The organism is Streptomyces sp. CB02400 (assembly GCF_001905725.1).
GTDB lineage: Bacteria > Actinomycetota > Actinomycetes > Streptomycetales > Streptomycetaceae > Streptomyces > Streptomyces atrovirens.
This window is the reverse complement of the sequence record NZ_LIWB01000010.1, coordinates 264,188-278,698: the sequence shown is the minus strand read 5'-3', so window position 1 is coordinate 278,698 and position 14,511 is coordinate 264,188. Positions and strand designations below refer to the sequence as shown.

12 protein-coding genes and 2 pseudogenes are annotated in these 14,511 nt (G+C 71.5%); 5 read left to right on the top strand and 9 right to left on the bottom strand.

Going from position 1 to position 14,511, the window contains the following annotated elements; translation table 11 throughout:
- Positions 1-9: 9 nt before the first annotated feature.
- Genes AMK33_RS24415 through AMK33_RS24405 form a run of 3 tightly spaced genes read right to left on the bottom strand, consistent with a single transcriptional unit; the run spans position 10 to position 2,527 of the window.
- Positions 10-789 carry an ABC transporter permease gene (locus AMK33_RS24415; protein WP_073935088.1) on the bottom strand — a complete coding sequence of 260 codons (780 nt, stop codon included), beginning with the start codon at positions 787-789 and terminating at the stop codon, positions 10-12.
- On the bottom strand, positions 786-1,559 hold the full coding sequence (locus AMK33_RS24410) for an ABC transporter permease (RefSeq protein ID WP_073935087.1): 774 nt from the start codon (positions 1,557-1,559) through the stop codon (positions 786-788). Before AMK33_RS24410 ends, AMK33_RS24415 begins: the two co-directional genes overlap by 4 nt.
- Positions 1,556-2,527 carry an ABC transporter substrate-binding protein gene (locus tag AMK33_RS24405; protein ID WP_073935086.1) on the bottom strand — a complete coding sequence of 324 codons (972 nt, stop codon included), beginning with the start codon at positions 2,525-2,527 and terminating at the stop codon, positions 1,556-1,558. Before AMK33_RS24405 ends, AMK33_RS24410 begins: the two co-directional genes overlap by 4 nt.
- Positions 2,528-2,767: 240 nt before the next feature.
- Between AMK33_RS24405 and AMK33_RS24400 the strand changes: the two genes are divergently transcribed.
- Positions 2,768-3,583, top strand: coding sequence for an IclR family transcriptional regulator domain-containing protein (locus tag AMK33_RS24400; protein ID WP_073935085.1), 816 nt, complete (start codon positions 2,768-2,770; stop codon positions 3,581-3,583).
- Here AMK33_RS24400 and AMK33_RS24395 read toward each other — a convergent pair.
- From AMK33_RS24395 to AMK33_RS43940, 4 genes and pseudogenes are all read right to left on the bottom strand, one after another.
- Entirely contained in the window at positions 3,534-4,472 is a 939-nt protein-coding gene (locus tag AMK33_RS24395) for a PDR/VanB family oxidoreductase (protein WP_073935084.1), read from the bottom strand. The genes AMK33_RS24400 and AMK33_RS24395 overlap by 50 nt on opposite strands.
- Complete coding sequence (locus AMK33_RS42930; protein WP_167748586.1) at positions 4,469-4,639, bottom strand: hypothetical protein; 171 nt, start codon at positions 4,637-4,639, stop codon at positions 4,469-4,471. The genes AMK33_RS24395 and AMK33_RS42930 overlap by 4 nt, the downstream gene beginning before the upstream one ends.
- Entirely contained in the window at positions 4,636-5,706 is a 1,071-nt protein-coding gene (locus AMK33_RS24390; RefSeq protein WP_073935083.1) for an aromatic ring-hydroxylating dioxygenase subunit alpha, read from the bottom strand. Before AMK33_RS24390 ends, AMK33_RS42930 begins: the two co-directional genes overlap by 4 nt.
- A 296-nt stretch (positions 5,707-6,002) precedes the next feature.
- Positions 6,003-6,143, bottom strand: a pseudogene (locus tag AMK33_RS43940) (ABC transporter ATP-binding protein); the annotation flags it as partial.
- An 886-nt stretch (positions 6,144-7,029) separates the two neighbouring features.
- Here AMK33_RS43940 and AMK33_RS24380 point away from each other — a divergent pair.
- Both AMK33_RS24380 and AMK33_RS24375 read left to right on the top strand, forming a co-directional pair.
- A complete protein-coding gene (locus AMK33_RS24380; RefSeq protein WP_143203857.1) occupies positions 7,030-7,461 on the top strand; it encodes a hypothetical protein in 432 nt (143 codons plus the stop codon).
- A gap of 40 nt (positions 7,462-7,501) precedes the next feature.
- Positions 7,502-7,759 carry a hypothetical protein gene (locus tag AMK33_RS24375; RefSeq protein WP_073935080.1) on the top strand — a complete coding sequence of 86 codons (258 nt, stop codon included), beginning with the start codon at positions 7,502-7,504 and terminating at the stop codon, positions 7,757-7,759.
- A 943-nt stretch (positions 7,760-8,702) separates the two neighbouring features.
- On the opposite strand, the gene AMK33_RS42245 is transcribed toward AMK33_RS24375, so the two are convergent.
- Both AMK33_RS42245 and AMK33_RS43935 read right to left on the bottom strand, forming a co-directional pair.
- Positions 8,703-10,889 (bottom strand): SUKH-4 family immunity protein, encoded by a 2,187-nt coding sequence (locus AMK33_RS42245; protein WP_073935079.1) that lies wholly within the window; start codon positions 10,887-10,889, stop codon positions 8,703-8,705.
- A 156-nt stretch (positions 10,890-11,045) separates the two neighbouring features.
- Positions 11,046-11,353 (bottom strand): annotated as a pseudogene (locus AMK33_RS43935) (GntR family transcriptional regulator); the annotation flags it as partial.
- 279 nt (positions 11,354-11,632) lie between these two features.
- On the opposite strand from AMK33_RS43935, the gene lanKC reads away from it, so the two are divergent.
- The gene (lanKC, locus tag AMK33_RS24365; protein ID WP_073935119.1) at positions 11,633-14,296 is read left to right on the top strand and encodes a class III lanthionine synthetase LanKC; all 2,664 of its coding nucleotides are present in this window, start codon (positions 11,633-11,635) and stop codon (positions 14,294-14,296) included.
- Positions 14,293-14,421 (top strand): mycelium formation morphogenetic lantipeptide SapB, encoded by a 129-nt coding sequence (locus AMK33_RS24360; RefSeq protein ID WP_006130296.1) that lies wholly within the window; start codon positions 14,293-14,295, stop codon positions 14,419-14,421. The genes lanKC and AMK33_RS24360 overlap by 4 nt, the downstream gene beginning before the upstream one ends.
- Positions 14,422-14,511: the final 90 nt, after the last annotated feature.

The following is a 14,511-nucleotide window of genomic DNA, read 5'->3' as shown; positions in this document are numbered from 1 at the left end:
TCAGGAGTTTCACCGGGACCGCCGGGCGGCGGCGCGCAGGCCGTGGTACCAGCCGAGCGCCCGCCGCTCGACCAGTTGGAAGAGGACCGAGAGGACGAAGCCGAGCAGACCGAGCAGCAGGATGCCGGTCCACATGTCGGGGATCGCGAAGGAGCGCTGGAACTGCACGATGGTGAAGCCGAGACCGTTGCTGGCGGCGAACATCTCGCTGATCACCATCAGGATGATGCCGATCGACAGCGCCTGCCGCAGACCCGCGAAGATCTGCGGGCCCGCCGAGGGCAGCACCACGTCCTTCAGGCGCGCGGCGCCCGTGATGCCGTAGGAGCGGGCCGTCTCGGTCATCACCGCGTCGACCGCGCGGACCCCCTCGACCGTGTTGAGCAGCACCGGCCAGACGCAGCCGCTGGCGATGACGACGATCTTCATCGTGTCGCCGATGCCCGCGAACAGCATGATCACCGGCACCAGCACCGGCGGCGGCACGGCCCGCAGGAACTCCAGCACCGGCTCGCACACCGCGCGCACCCTCCGGTACGAGCCGATCAGCGTGCCGAGCGCGACGCCGACGACGGCGGCGAGGGCGTAGCCCGCCGTGAGCCGCAGCACGCTGGGCAGCACGTCACCGCGCCACCGCTCACCGGTCCACACGTCCGGGAACGTCTCCAGGATCGTGCGCAGCGGCGGCCAGTACACGTCCTCGCTGCCGGCCGAGGACACCCACCACACCGCCACCAGCACCACGGGCAGCGCGAGCACGAACACCAGGCGCAGCAGCAGCCGCCTCACACCGCCACCTCCCCGCGCACCGACTGGTGCCAGGCCAGCGCCCGCCGCTCCACCGACCGGGCCCCGACGTTGATCAGCAGCCCGAGCAGTCCGGCGACGACGATCAGCGCGTACATCTCGGGCACCGCCTGCGAGGTCTGCGCCACGGCGATCCGGGCGCCCAACCCCGGTGCGCCGATGACGAGTTCGGCGGTGATGGTGAGGATCAGCGCGACCGCCGCCGCCAGCCGCACCCCGGTCATCACGTACGGCAGCGCGGTCGGCCACAGTACGTGCCGGATCCGCGCCCAGGGGCCGAGCCCGTACGACCGTGCCGTCTCCTCGGCGACCGGATCGACGTCCTGGACGCCGTACAGGACCTGGATCAGCACCTGCCAGAAGGAGGCGTACACCACGAGGAGCAGCACCGACTCCAGTTCGGTGCCGTACAGCAGCACCGCCAGCGGGATCAGCGCGACCGACGGGATGGGGCGCAGGAACTCGATCGTGGACGCCGTCGCCTCGCGCAGATACGGCACCGTCGACAGGACCACCCCGGCGACGATCCCCGCGCCGACCGCGATCGCCAGGCCCAGCGCCCAGCCGGTGAGGGTGTCGCCGAGCGCGGTCCAGAAGGCGCCGTCCGTGATCTCCGTGCCGAGCGCGTCGGCGATGCGGCCGGCCGGCGGGAAGTAGTCCTCCTCGACCAGGCCGAGCCGCGGCACCGCCTCGGCCAGGAGGAGGAAGGCCGCGAGCCCGGCCGCACCGAGAGCGGCGTTCGCACCCCTCACGGCAGCAGCTCGTCCAGATCCGGTGTCTGCTCGAACAGGCCGTCCTGCGCGCCCAGTTCGGCCAGTCGCTCGATGGCGGCGCGGTTGGGCTCGGCCGGCCACTTCGGCAGGGTCACCTTCGCCAGCACGTCCGCGGGGATCTTCGTGTACGTGGTGACGATCTCGCGCACCTCGTCGGGGTGGGAGTCCGCGTAGGCCAGGGACTCGGCGGTGGCCTCCTGGAACTTCTTCACCACCTCCGGGTTCTCCTGCGCGTACTTGGTGGAGGTGAAGTACATGGCGACCGTGAGCTTCGGGGCGATGTCGATCATGGGGGAGGCGATCTCCCGGCCGCCCTGGCTCTTGATGGTGGCCAGCGCCGGTTCCACCACCATCGCCGCGTCGATCCGCCCGCCGTCGAGCGCGGCCGGCATCTGGTCGAAGGCCAGCTCGACCAGCTCCACCTTGTCGGGATCGCCGCCCGCCTTGCGCACCGAGGCGCGCACCGCGGTCTCGTTGATGTTCTTCAGGGTGTTGATGGCGACCTTCTTGCCCTCCAGGTCCTTCGCCGACTTGACCGGGCTGTCGCCCTTGACGGTGAGCGCCTCGAAGTCGTTGCCCACCTCACCGGTCGAGGCGATGCCGTTCGCCACCGCCTTCACCGGCACGTTGTTGGACCGGGCGATCATCAGCGAGGTCATGTTGGAGAACCCGAACTCGAACTGGCCGCTGGCCACGCCGGGCACGATGGCGGCGCCGCCCTGCGCGCTGGAGAAGTCGAGCTTCAGTCCGCGCTCGCTGAAGAAGCCCTTCTTCTGGCCCAGATACAGGGGCGCCACGTCGACGATGGGGATGAGGCCCACCGTGACGTCGGTGGTGCCGCCGGACGAGCCTGCCTGGTCCGACTCGTCGGAGTCGGACGAGCCGCAGGCCGTCGCGGCGGTCAGGACGGACAGGGCCGTGAGGCCGATGAGCAGACGACGACGCATGACTGTGACTCCCGCGGTGGGACCGGACCGGATGCTCCGACAGGCTGTGCGCAGAGAGAACGAACGTACCGATCGGGAACGTAGGGCCCGCGCCGAGACACGGTCAATCCCCGTACACCGTCCAATCGTCAACGATCGCATCGTGGACAACCCCTCAGGCGCGGACGCATCGTTGACAGTCGGATCGCGCACTCATAGCGTGCGCGACGCGTACGTTCGTACGTCTTCCCGGAGGCCACGATGACCGTTGACGTCCGCGGACCGCACTTCGTCCGGTCCTTCGAGCGGGGCCTCGCCGTCATCCGGGCCTTCGACGCCGAGCACCCGGCGCTGACCCTGAGCGAGGTCGCCCGCGCCTGCGAACTGACCCGCGCGGCGGCCCGCCGCTTCCTGCTCACGCTGGCCGACCTCGGCTACGTCCACACCGACGGCCGGCTCTTCCGGCTCACCCCGCGGGTGCTGGAGCTCGGCTACTCCTACCTCGCCGGCTTCACGCTGTCGCAGATCGCCGAGCCGCACCTGGAGCGACTCGTCGCGCAGGTGCGGGAGTCGTCCTCGCTGTGCGTGCTGGACGGCGACGACGTGGTGTACGTCGCCCGCGTCCCCACCAGCCGCATCATGACGGCGTCGATCACGGTCGGCACCCGCTTCCCGGCCCATCTGACCTCCGTGGGCCGGGTGATCCTCGCCGGTCTGCCGGACGCCGAGACCGAGGCCCGGCTGGCCCGCGCCGACCTGCGCCCGCACACCTCCCGCACCATCGTCTCGGCGGACGCCCTGCGCGCCGAGCTGCGCCGGGTGCGCCGCCAGGGTTACGCGCTCGTCGACCAGGAGCTGGAGGACGGGCTCAGGTCGGTCGCCGCGCCGGTGCGGGACCGGGACGGCGAGGTGGTGGCCGGCGTGAACATCGCGGTGCACGCCGGCCGCAACTCCGCGGAGTCCGTACGCCGGGACCTGCTGCCCCACCTGCTGGCGACGGTCGCCCGGATCGACGCCGACCTGCGGATCACAGGTCCAGCACGAGCCGCCGCCCACGACACCGGGACACACAGATGAGCATGGTCTCCCCGGCCGCCCGCTCCTCCTCGGTGAGCACCGAGTCACGGTGGTCGGGGTCGCCCTCCAGCACCTCGGTCTCGCAGGTACCGCAGGTGCCCTCGGTGCAGGAGTAGAGCACCTCGACACCGGCCCCGCGCACCATATCCAGGACGGAGACGTCCGGCGCGACGGTGAGCGTCCGGCCGCTGCGGGCCAGTACGACCTCGAACTCACGCTCTTCACCGCTGTGTTGCGTTGTGGGACGGAACCGCTCCACGCGCAGCACCCCGGCCGGGCACCGCTCCTCGACCGCGTCGAGCAGCGGACCGGGACCGCAGCAGTAGACGAGGGTGCCCTCCGGAAGACCGTCCAGCACCGGGGCGAGGGCCGGCAGCCCGGCCTCGTCCTCGGGGGCGAGCGTGACCCGTTCCCCGTACCGGGCCAGCTCCCCGGTGAACGCCATGGAGGCGCGGGTGCGCCCGCCGTACAGCAGCGTCCAGTCGGCGCCCGCCGCCTCGGCCGCGGCCAGCATCGGCAGGACGGGGGTGATGCCGATGCCGCCCGCGACGAAGCGGTAACTTCCGGCCGGCTCCAGCCGGAAGTGGTTGCGGGGACCGCGCGCCCGTACCTTGTCGCCCGGCCGTACCCGCTCGTGCACATGCGCGGAGCCACCGCGCCCGTCCCGCTCGCGCAGGACGGCGATCCGCCAGCGGTCCCGGTCCGCCGGGTCCCCGCACAGCGAGTACTGCCGCTCCAGACCCGGTCCGAGCACCAGGTCGATGTGCGCGCCCGGCTCCCAGGCGGGCAGCTCCGTGCCCGACGGGTGCCGCAAGGTGAGGACGAGAACGTCCTCGGCCGCCGGCTCCCGCCGCTCCACGACGAGTTCGATGTCGTCGTACGAGGTCATGCACCGGCTCCTCGTGGCTCGTGCCCCCGCGGATGGGCGAGCATCCACTCCCACATCTCGACCGGGTCCTGCGCGGTGTGCTCGCGTCCGCAGTGGCAGGTGCCGTGCAGCAGATCGGTGCCCGGCAGCCAGTCGACGCGGTAGATCTCGCCGGCGCGCTCGCTCATCGGATCCTCTCCACGGGCTTGTCGCCCTCCTCCACCAGCCGGGCGAGGATACGGCGGGCGGCCAGACCGCCGGTGTCGATGTTGATGCTCAGCTCCTGGTAACCGGCGCGTTCGGTGCCGAGGGAGCGCTGGAGCAGGTTGAGCGCGTCGACGTCCTGCATGACGACCGTGTGGTTGTTGCTCCGCAGGAACTCGCTCACCTCGGCGTCGCCCGTGGCCCAGTCCCGCGAGACCGCCCAGAAGTCGTACACCTTGCCGTCGGCGGACGGCGTGATGGCGTACGTGATCTCGGTGTGGAAGCCGCCCGGGTCGCTGCCGTCCGGTTCGGGCAGCACACCCACCGGGGCGATCCTGCTGTGCAGCAGATACAGGCACGGCGCGTGGTACTCGATGTCCTGCCAGCGGGTGATCCGGCCGTCGATCCCGGTCGACCGGGCGTAGAACGGCGGGCACGCCGCGTCGTCCATGTGCCGGCTCACCCGTACGATCCCGGCGCCCTCGTCGACCTCGGTGGTGATCGGTGTCTCGGCGACCTCGGGGGTGCCGATGTAGCCGCCGTGCAGGTAGGTCTCGTGGGAGAGGTCGAGGAGGTTGTCGACGAGCAGCCCGTGGTCGCAGTCGATGGGCTCCATGCCCCGCACGGTCACCCAGCCGGGGGAGTCCAGGTGCCGGGCCCGCGGAATGCTCCCCGCGTCGGCGAGCGCCGGGTCACCGATCCACACCCAGACCAGCGAGTCCTGCTCGACGACGGGGTAGGAGGCGACGCGCGCGGTGCGCGGCACCCGCTTCTGCCCCGGCACGTACACGCACGTGCCCGTGGTGTCGTAGGTGAACCCGTGGTACCCACACACGATCCGATCGCCGTCGAGCCGCGTCGGCGCCTCGGAGAGCGGGTAACGGCGGTGCACGCACCGGTCGTTGAGCACGACCGGCGTTCCGTCGCCCTCGGTCCGGTAGAGCACGAGCGGCTCCCCGAGCACCGTGCGTCCGAGCAGCTCCCGGCCCACCTCGTGACTGTAGGCGGCGACGTACCACTGGTTCCTGGCGAAGGCGGTGATGTGCGGCATGGCGGCCCCGTCCCTGTCGGCGGGGCGTCGTCGCCCCGCGTTCCGTGGTCGGGATCAGGGTCCTGTCGGCTGCGACCGTCGGGCAAGGAGGCTTCTGCCAGGCGGAAGTGCTTCGGTGAGAGGGCCGGCCGGAGTGCCGGCCGGCCCGGTGGTGTCCACCGGTGCGTTCGGCGGAACCGGCTCCGCGGTGGGTGGTGCCCCGCGGAGCCGGTGCCGTGCGTTCGGTGGATGACCAGCAGACCCCGGCCGCGCAGCACGCGCCGTTCCAGCGGGCTGCAACCAGCAGCAGGCCGACGGCGATCCCGACGAGCGGACTCGGCGATCCCTCTGAACCTCAGGGCGGGTTCGGTGTTCTTGCCCGAGGCCGGCCACGGGAACAGCGCGTGCTCCTGGGACATCAGGGCGGGGCGGCCGTCCGTGTCGACCGAGCCGACGCTCCGGGCCGGCCACGGCATACGGGCGTGGGGTCGGCTTGTCGGTTTTCTGTCCTGGCGTAGGTACCGAGCTGCCTCACGCGGACGCTTCCTCCGCAGACTTGATCAGAGAAGTGCGACGTCGGCTAGGGTGAGCCCTCGAATGCGTGACCGATTCACAGCGGCGGGGGTTGCCTGATGTCTGTGCGTGTCGGCTCGGCGTGCCGTACGGGGTGTCCCGGTCGGCCGGCCGGGCGGGGGCGTCGCCATGGCCTCTGACTTCAGCCGGCTGATGAAGCGGGACTTCTCCGGTCCGGAGGCCGCGGCCAAGTCGTGGCGCCCGCTGTCGACGACCACGGACTCGCTCACCGACCGCCACCGTCGGCAGGTCACCGGGCCGCCGCACCAGTCCTGGAAGGGCGACGTCGCCGACGCGGCGCTGTTCCACCTCGAGGACGTCGAGTCGCGGACCGGTGTGGTCGAGACGGAGGCCATGGCCGTCGCCTCCGTCCTCGAGACCGCCAGGTTCTGGATGGAACGGGCCCGGACGAGGTCGCGCTCCGCGGTGCGGCGGGCGGAGCAGGACCCATCAACCACCTGTCCGACCACACCCTCGGCCGTGACCCGATGCTCGGAGGCTTCGGTGGCAACAGCTTCGCAGTCGACACCCACGGGCGCAGCGGCTGCTGGGACGAAGGCAGCGGCTCCCTCGACAACCAGGGAAGGATCATCGCGGAGAAGGCGCCCGACGAGGTTCCCAGGAAGGGCACCGGCCTCCCGCCGGAGGGCTGCGCCGTTCCGGGACTGCAGTCCCTCACTCGGCGCGGTCATCGCCGTCTGCGCGATCCTGCTTTCGACCGGAGCCTGTGTGTCTCGGAGCGACGACGACCGGAACGATCCGCTGCCCCGCGTGGACAAGGACGCTGCGGTGAAGCAGGCCGAGGACTACACCGCGTACATGGCCCGGATCGCCGATGTGGAGTTGACGCCGTCGACGGCGGAAGCGAACTTCGAAGCGTGCGTCGGGAAGGACGACGAAGTCGCCCAGGACGGCCGGTACAGCCTCTTCTACTACGTCTACTCGGACGTCCCTGTCACGGAGCACTCGCGGGTCGTGCGGACGCTCCGCGGGGAGCTGACCGAGCAGGGGTACGAGGTGACCTCGTACCGGGAGTTCCAGAGCGCCTACAAGCCGGCCGTGTTCAGCGCACGGAACAAGAAAACCTCCTACCGGGTCATGGCCGACACCGTCGGTTCCGGCAAGGACAAGCCGCAACGGCTTTCGTTCTCCGTCCGTACGCCCTGCCTGCTGCCGCCCGGCGTGACTCAGCAGCAGTTCTGACGGCCCGGAACGACCACCTGTCCACCGGAGAGGATCCGACATGCTCCGGACCATCGACGTCGTCCCCGCCGAGCTGCGCGCCTCCAGTGGCGCGTGCGACGGTATCGCCCGTGACCTGAAGAGCCCCGCCGACAAGATCACCCGTCAGCGGGCGAGTTCCCGGTTCGTCAGCACCAGCAGGGCCCGCACCAGCGCGGTCGCGCGCCTTGGAGCTGTGGGGACCGGTGCGGGATTCGACCGGCGCGGGGGCACGGAAGGCCGGTTCTCCGGCTGGGCCGGTGGCATGGGCTGTCCGTAGCGGTGCTTGTCGGGTCCCCGCAGGGATGCCGTCGGCCCTGCTGTGCGCGCCACCTCGACCAGAATCCGCATCCGTGTGCTGCGCCTGTGCTTCCCGATGAGGGTCCGCACCACCTGGTGCAGAACCCGTTCGGGTTCACGCGTGGTGCGGAGGGTGCCGGCCCACCGCGTGTTCGCCGGGATCACCACCGGCCCTGTGGCTATCCTGCTGACGGCGCGAGCGAAGTTGTGACCGCAGGTGTCAGGTGCGGCTACGCCGAGAGATGCGGCCAGGCTGCGAGCGATCTCCTCACAGTGCAGACCCGCACAATCCAGGTGAACGGCACCCGGCTGCCGCGCGGCGGCAGTGCGAAGCAGTGCGGTCTTGCCGGATCCCTCCTTCCCGCCCACCCACAGCCAAGCACTGCTGTCACGTGGCTTGTCGATCCACCGGAGCGCGCGGTCCAGGGCGAGGGCAGGTGGAACCGCGGCTGGTCCCGGGGTGGATGCGCTCATACGTCAGACTGCTCCCATGAGTCGCGCGACGACGGTTCGGTCCGCTCGGTTGCCCGCCGCCTCCGCGTCACGGTGAGGTCCGTGGTCGCGTCGGATCGGTCAATACGGCCAGGGATTGTTCCGGGTCATGAGTGATGAGCGAGCCACCACGGAACGCCTGGTCGGTTCTCCTGGATCATATCGGCGAGCGGGCATGAGGGCGCTTTCCGCGCCCTTGCTGTTGCGGGTATCAGATGGGCGGAGCGCCGCCCTCGAAGCGGTAGTTGGGTACGTTGGGGTGGGGCGTGGCGGGCCGGCCGTGGCGTTGCGTGCCGGATGCGGGCATGCGGCCGGATTCGACGTCGGCGGGGGGCCAGTACCGGGCTCGCGGCGTCGAGGAGGTGCGGCACCATGCCACCGAGCGCGGCGAGCGTACGGCTGGTACAGGAGGTGGCCGTGGCCCGCGCGGCTCACAAGCAGGGGAAGTTCTCCTCTTCCAGCACGTGGCCCCAGTTCCTGGTGGCCGCGGCGGCGGGGTCGACGGCGGTGAGCCATGCGGTGAGTTCGTCCAGCAGGTCCGCGCCGTCCACACCGGCGGACGTCGCATAGCCGCGCATGTACTCCCACTGCAGGCAGACCATCGCGACGAACGAGGCGAGCGAGGAGCCTGCGAGGGGACTGCCCGGACGGTCGGCGTCGACCGCCCCCGGCCGCGTCCTGCGCAGTACACGGCCGGTGCGGCCGTCGAGCAGCAGCACTCCGCCGATCCAGGAGCCCAACTCGTAGAAGGGGCCGTCCCCGACAGGCGTGACGCCGTTTCCGGAGCCGTCCCATACATGTTCGGCGAGGCCCGTGGTGAGGAGGTTGTGCGTGTCGAGGCCGTAGAAACCGGCCACGGAGGGGAAGCCGACCTCGGTCAGGAAGCGGCGGGTGGGCTCGTGGGTGAGGCCTGCGGGCAGCCGGTCGGCGGCGATCCTCGCGACGGCGTCCTCGCCGAAGACGTCACACAGCCGAGTGCGGGCCGGGACGCGCACGGTCTCGTCGAAGGGGCGTGGTGTGATCCTGCAGCGTGGCCCCACGGCGGGGAGCGGGCGGGCCGGAGCACCGTCAGTGGTGCGGAGGTCGGGTTCGATGGCGTACAGACCACGACCTCCGGCGATGATCACCAACGAGCCGGCGCAAGCGGCGTCCCGCACGCTCGGTGCCTGCACGGTGCGGCGGACCGACGGGGTGGTCACGAGACCGAGCCTGAGCAGGTTCCACGAGGGGGCGTCGGCTGTCCAGAGGGGCGGCGCAGTGGTGTCCGCCGCTGTGGGCGGGAGAGCAGTGGTGTCTCCGCGAGGATCTCCTCCCACCGGCCGTCCGGTGGCCGCGTCCCAGATCGCGCTGCCGCCGGCCGTGAAGGTGCTGGTGACCGTACCGGGGTCCGTGGAGGTGTCGATGCCGACACGTGCGACCGCGGGAATGTGGGGGCCCTGACGCGTGAGACATCCGGGTGCGCGCCAGTTGCTCCAGACGGTTCGCCAGGGCAGTACCCCGGCGGACTCCGCCAGCACTCGTGCCCGCTCCGCTCGGCCCTGACTCAGTGCCACGAGATGGAGTACGGAGATCCACTCCGCGTGCGAGGACGGGGCGAGGCCGAGACCGTCCAGGTAGTGCAGATCCGCCGCGAAAGTGCCGGCGGGCACCCCGTCGGGGAAAGCCACGGGCAGCGCCTCGATCAAGGCGCTGCGGTGACACGCGGCGAGGGCGCGGGGGAGGGACAGCAGTTCCTCGAAACGGCCCGCGGCAGCGGCGTGGGCGGGCAGGGCCCGGGCGCGGTAGTCGGCGAGCCCGTCGTTCTCCGCGCACGTCAGCAAACGGTCGAAGACCGCGGTCTCGAAGGCTCGGAAATCCTCGTCGGAGACCTCGGCCCGCAGATCGCGTGAGACGGAGTGGTGAGCCAGTGTCACCGGGGTGTCGCCCTCAGGGGTCGTGGCGAAGGGCAACTCGGCCGCAACGGTGTGCAGTTCACCGTATGTGAAGGACGCCCCGAGCGCGGAGCAGAGCATCTGCCATTCCGTGAACCGGATTTCCCGGGGCTCGGCGAGCGCGAGGGCCAGCGCGGCGATGCGCCACCTGGGCGACAGGGTGCTGATGTCCGTACGACGCACCGTGCCGGGCCGCGGGGCGAGGACCAGAGGTCGACGTACACGCGAGCCCAGGTCCCGCACGGTGCTGTCGATCTCGATGACGAAGCGGACACCGGTGATGCGGAAGTCGATGCCCAGGGTGCCCGCAAGGTGTTCCGCGGTGTGCAGGGGCTCGGTCGTCGACCGGGTCCGTCCGGCCCACTGGGTGTTGGTCACGAGGACCAGGGAGTGGAGAGGGTCCTGTTCCTCCATCTCCTCCGCGAGGAATCCGGCGCTGCGGTAGTCGCCGTACGAGACACCGAGGGACCGCATCACCTCGTCCAGCACCTCCTCCGTGGAAAGGCCCGCGGCATCGACAACGCACGCTCCGGGAGCGGCTGACGCCGTCTTCCGCAAGAGCGGGCTCTTTCCCGAACCGGCCGGTCCGTCGACGAAGAGGAAACCGCGGTCGGGGGAGGGATCGGCCACCCATGCGTGCAGGTGGTCAGCGGCTTCGTCGGAATTGTTGACAGCCGTGGTCGCCATGAAGGTTCCTTCTCGCTCGTGTCGCCGTCACGGCGTTCCGCAGTCCGCCTTCCGGCGTCGCACGCGTCCATATTCTGCCGAGTGCGACGGTGTTCCTGGCGAAATCCTTGTCGAAGCGCCTCTTGCAGCCGCCCGCGGGGGCTCGGATGCGGCGACCACGAGGCGGAAGACGGTGGCCCCCGGGAGGGCGAAGACCCGCACCACGGCGCCGATGCCGAGGGGGAGGTACGTGAGGTCGGAGGAGAGGGGGAAGACCGTTCAGGCGGCGCAGGCGTTCGACGCGGAGGCGTTCGGCGACGGGAGCGGGAGCGGGGCCATGGCGCGGACCTCGTTGGTGACGTGACCGTGTTCACGCAGGGTTTCCGCGAGGCCCGTCAACGGCCGAGGCCGTGGGGTACTTCCGGGCGACGACCACCCACCGTGCCGACGCCGGGGAGGCGGTCCACGAGGCCCTCGGCGCGGAGGCGTGCCGCGGACCGTGACCGGCGGCGTCTCCGGCCCGGTCTGTGCCTACGGGCCGGTCCGCGCCCCGGCACCGGCAAGGGGACTTCCGCCGTGCGGAACCTCCGTCGTCGGGCGCCGAACACCGGCCGCCCTCAAGGGAGACGGGCTCCGTCCCGCCCGGCCTCCAATGAAGTTACCCGTGCGTTCCGCACGTCGGAGTGATGACAGCGGTGACTGTGCGGGACGGTGCGCCCCGTGACAGCGTCATGCCCGTCAGCGACCGATGGGAGGGAGACGGCGTGAACAAGGGCTATGCCGTGTACTGCGACGCGGACCCGTACTTCTACGACGCTCCGCACCGCACCGTCTCCCCGGCCGGCAACGGACGCTCCCGGTACGCCGCGGCCTCGTGGCCCGTCCCGCCGGGATGGCAGCGCAACGAGAGCGGGGACTGGCTCGCCCTGCGTCCGGTCGACGCCGAACTGCCCGACCAGGGCTGGAAGATCCACGTCTCCGCCTGTCTCGACAACGCCGAGTCCGTGCTCGAACGCGTGTGGCGGCACTGTGTCGCCGGCGGCACGGCCTTCAAGTTCGTCCCCAGCCGCTATCTGCTGCACCAGCGCAACGCCAAGTACGCGGACCGGGCGGGCAGCGGCAAGTTCATCACCGTGTACCCGGCGGACGAGGAGCGGTTCGAACGGCTCGCGGGCGAGCTGTCGGAGCTGCTGGCGGGCGAACCCGGACCGTACGTCCTGAGCGACCTGCGGCTCGGCGAAGGACCCGTGCACGTCCGGTACGGCGGCTTCACCCGGCGCAACTGCTACGACGCGCAAGGGGAGTTGCGGCCGGCCGTGACCGGTCCCGACGGAGTGCTGGTGCCCGACCTGCGCGGCCCCGTCTTCCGTGTGCCGGACTGGGTGGAGCCGCCCGCCTTCCTGCGCCCGCACCTGGCGGCCCGGGACGCGCTGACCGTGGGCAGCCTGCCCTACACCGTCGAATCGGCGCTGCACTTCTCCAACGGCGGCGGTGTCTACCTCGCCCGCGACTCCCGCACCGGGGAACGGGTCGTCCTCAAGGAGGCCCGGCCGCACGCAGGTCTGGCGGCCGACGGCGCGGACGCCGTGACCCGGCTGCATCGCGAACGCCGGGCGCTGGAGCGGCTGTCCGGTCTCGGCTGCACACCCGAGGTGCTCGATCACCTGACGGTCGGGGAGCACCACTTCCTGGTGCTGGAGCACATCGACGGCAAGCCGCTCAACACGTTCTTCGCCCGCCGTCACCCGCTCATCGAGGCAGACCCCGGTGAGGAGCGGCTGGCCGAGTACACGGCCTGGGCCCTCGACGTCCACGCGCGGGTGGAACGCGCCGTCGAGGACGTCCACGCCCGGGGCGTGGTCTTCAACGACCTGCACCTGTTCAACATCATGATCCGCGAGGACGACAGCGTCGCCCTGCTGGACTTCGAGGCGGCGCACCAGGTCGGCGAGCCCGGCCGGCAGACCGTCGCCAACCCGGGGTTCGTGGCGCCGTCCGACCGGCGGGGTGTCGCGGTGGACCGGTACGCGCTGGCCTGTCTGCGGCTCGCGCTGTTCCTCCCGCTCACCAGTCTGCTGGCGCTGGACCGGCGCAAGGCGGCCCATCTCGCCGATGTGGTGGCGGGGCAGTTCCCGGTGGACCGGGCCTTCCTGGACGCGGCGGTCGACGAGATCACCGGCGGCGCCCCCGCCTCCACCGGCGCTCCGGCGGCGCGACGGACGGACGGGCCGGTGGTGCCGGTCCGGCCGGACGACTGGCCCCGCAGCCGGGACTCGATGGCCGCGGCCATCCGCGCGTCGGCGACACCGTCCCGTACCGACCGCCTCTTCCCCGGCGACATCGCGCAGTTCGCCACGGCCGGCGGCGGACTGGCCTTCGGCCACGGCGCGGCGGGAGTGCTGTACGCCCTGGCCGAGAGCGGGGCGGGAAGGGACGAGGACGGGGAACAGTGGCTGCTGGAGCGGACCAAGCAACCGCCGTCGGGCATGCCGCTCGGTTTCCACGACGGGCTCGCCGGCCTCGCCTGGACGCTGGAGTACCTCGGCCACCGCGATCGCGCCCTCGACCTCGCCGAACTCCTCCTCGACCAGCCCTTCGACCACCTGGCCCCGGACCTGCACAGCGGCACCGCCGGACTGGGGCTGGCCCTGGACTCGCTGGCCGCGGCCACCGGGGAGACCGCCGTGCACGCGGCGGCCCGGCGCTGCGCCGAGCTGACCGCCCGGGGCGTGCCGGCCGGGGACGGGAGCACCGGCCGGGCGCGCGCGGGGCTGCTGTACGGCGCGGCGGGACGCGCCCTGCTCTTCCTGCGGCTGTACGAACGCGACCGGGACCCCGCCCTGCTCGACCTCGCGCGGGACGCGCTGCGCCAGGACCTCGCCCGCTGCGTCCGCGGCGCGGGTGGCGCCCTGCAGGTCGACGAGGGCTGGCGCACCATGCCCTACCTGGGCGCGGGCAGCGTGGGCATCGGCATGGTGCTCGACGACTACCTGGCGCACCGGGAGGACGAGGAGTTCGAGCGGGCGAGAGGCGAGATCGTGGCCGCGGCGCAGGCCATGTTCTACGCCCAGCCGGGCCTGTACCGGGGTGTGGCCGGGATGGTGCTGCACCTCGCCCGCACGACGGCCGAGGTGCCCGGCACCGGTCCGGAGGCCGTCCGGCGTCAGCTCGACGCGCTGTCCTGGCACGCCATGAGCTACCGCGACCGGCTCGCCTTCCCCGGTGAGCAGATGATGCGCCTGTCCATGGACCTCTCCACGGGCACGGCCGGATGCCTGCTGGCCGTCGCCTCCGCCCACGGTGCCCCGCCCGCCGGGCTGCCGTTCCTTCCGCCGCCGCGCACGCGGGGCGGCCACCTGACTCGGCCCCTTCCCGGGGTCGTGATGAAAGAAGACAACCCGTTGTCCCACGAAGGGAAGATGTCATGAACCTGTTCGACCTGCAGTCGATGGAGACCCCCAAGGAAGAGGCCATGGGGGACGTCGAGACCGGCAGCCGCGCGAGCCTGCTGCTCTGCGGCGACAGCAGCCTGAGCGTCACCACCTGTAACTGACGCCGGTGTCGACCGCCGCGGCGACGCGGTGAGTCATGTCGTTCGGCTCCGGCGCCCCGGGCTTCCGCCCGGGGCGCCGTCGCCTGTTCC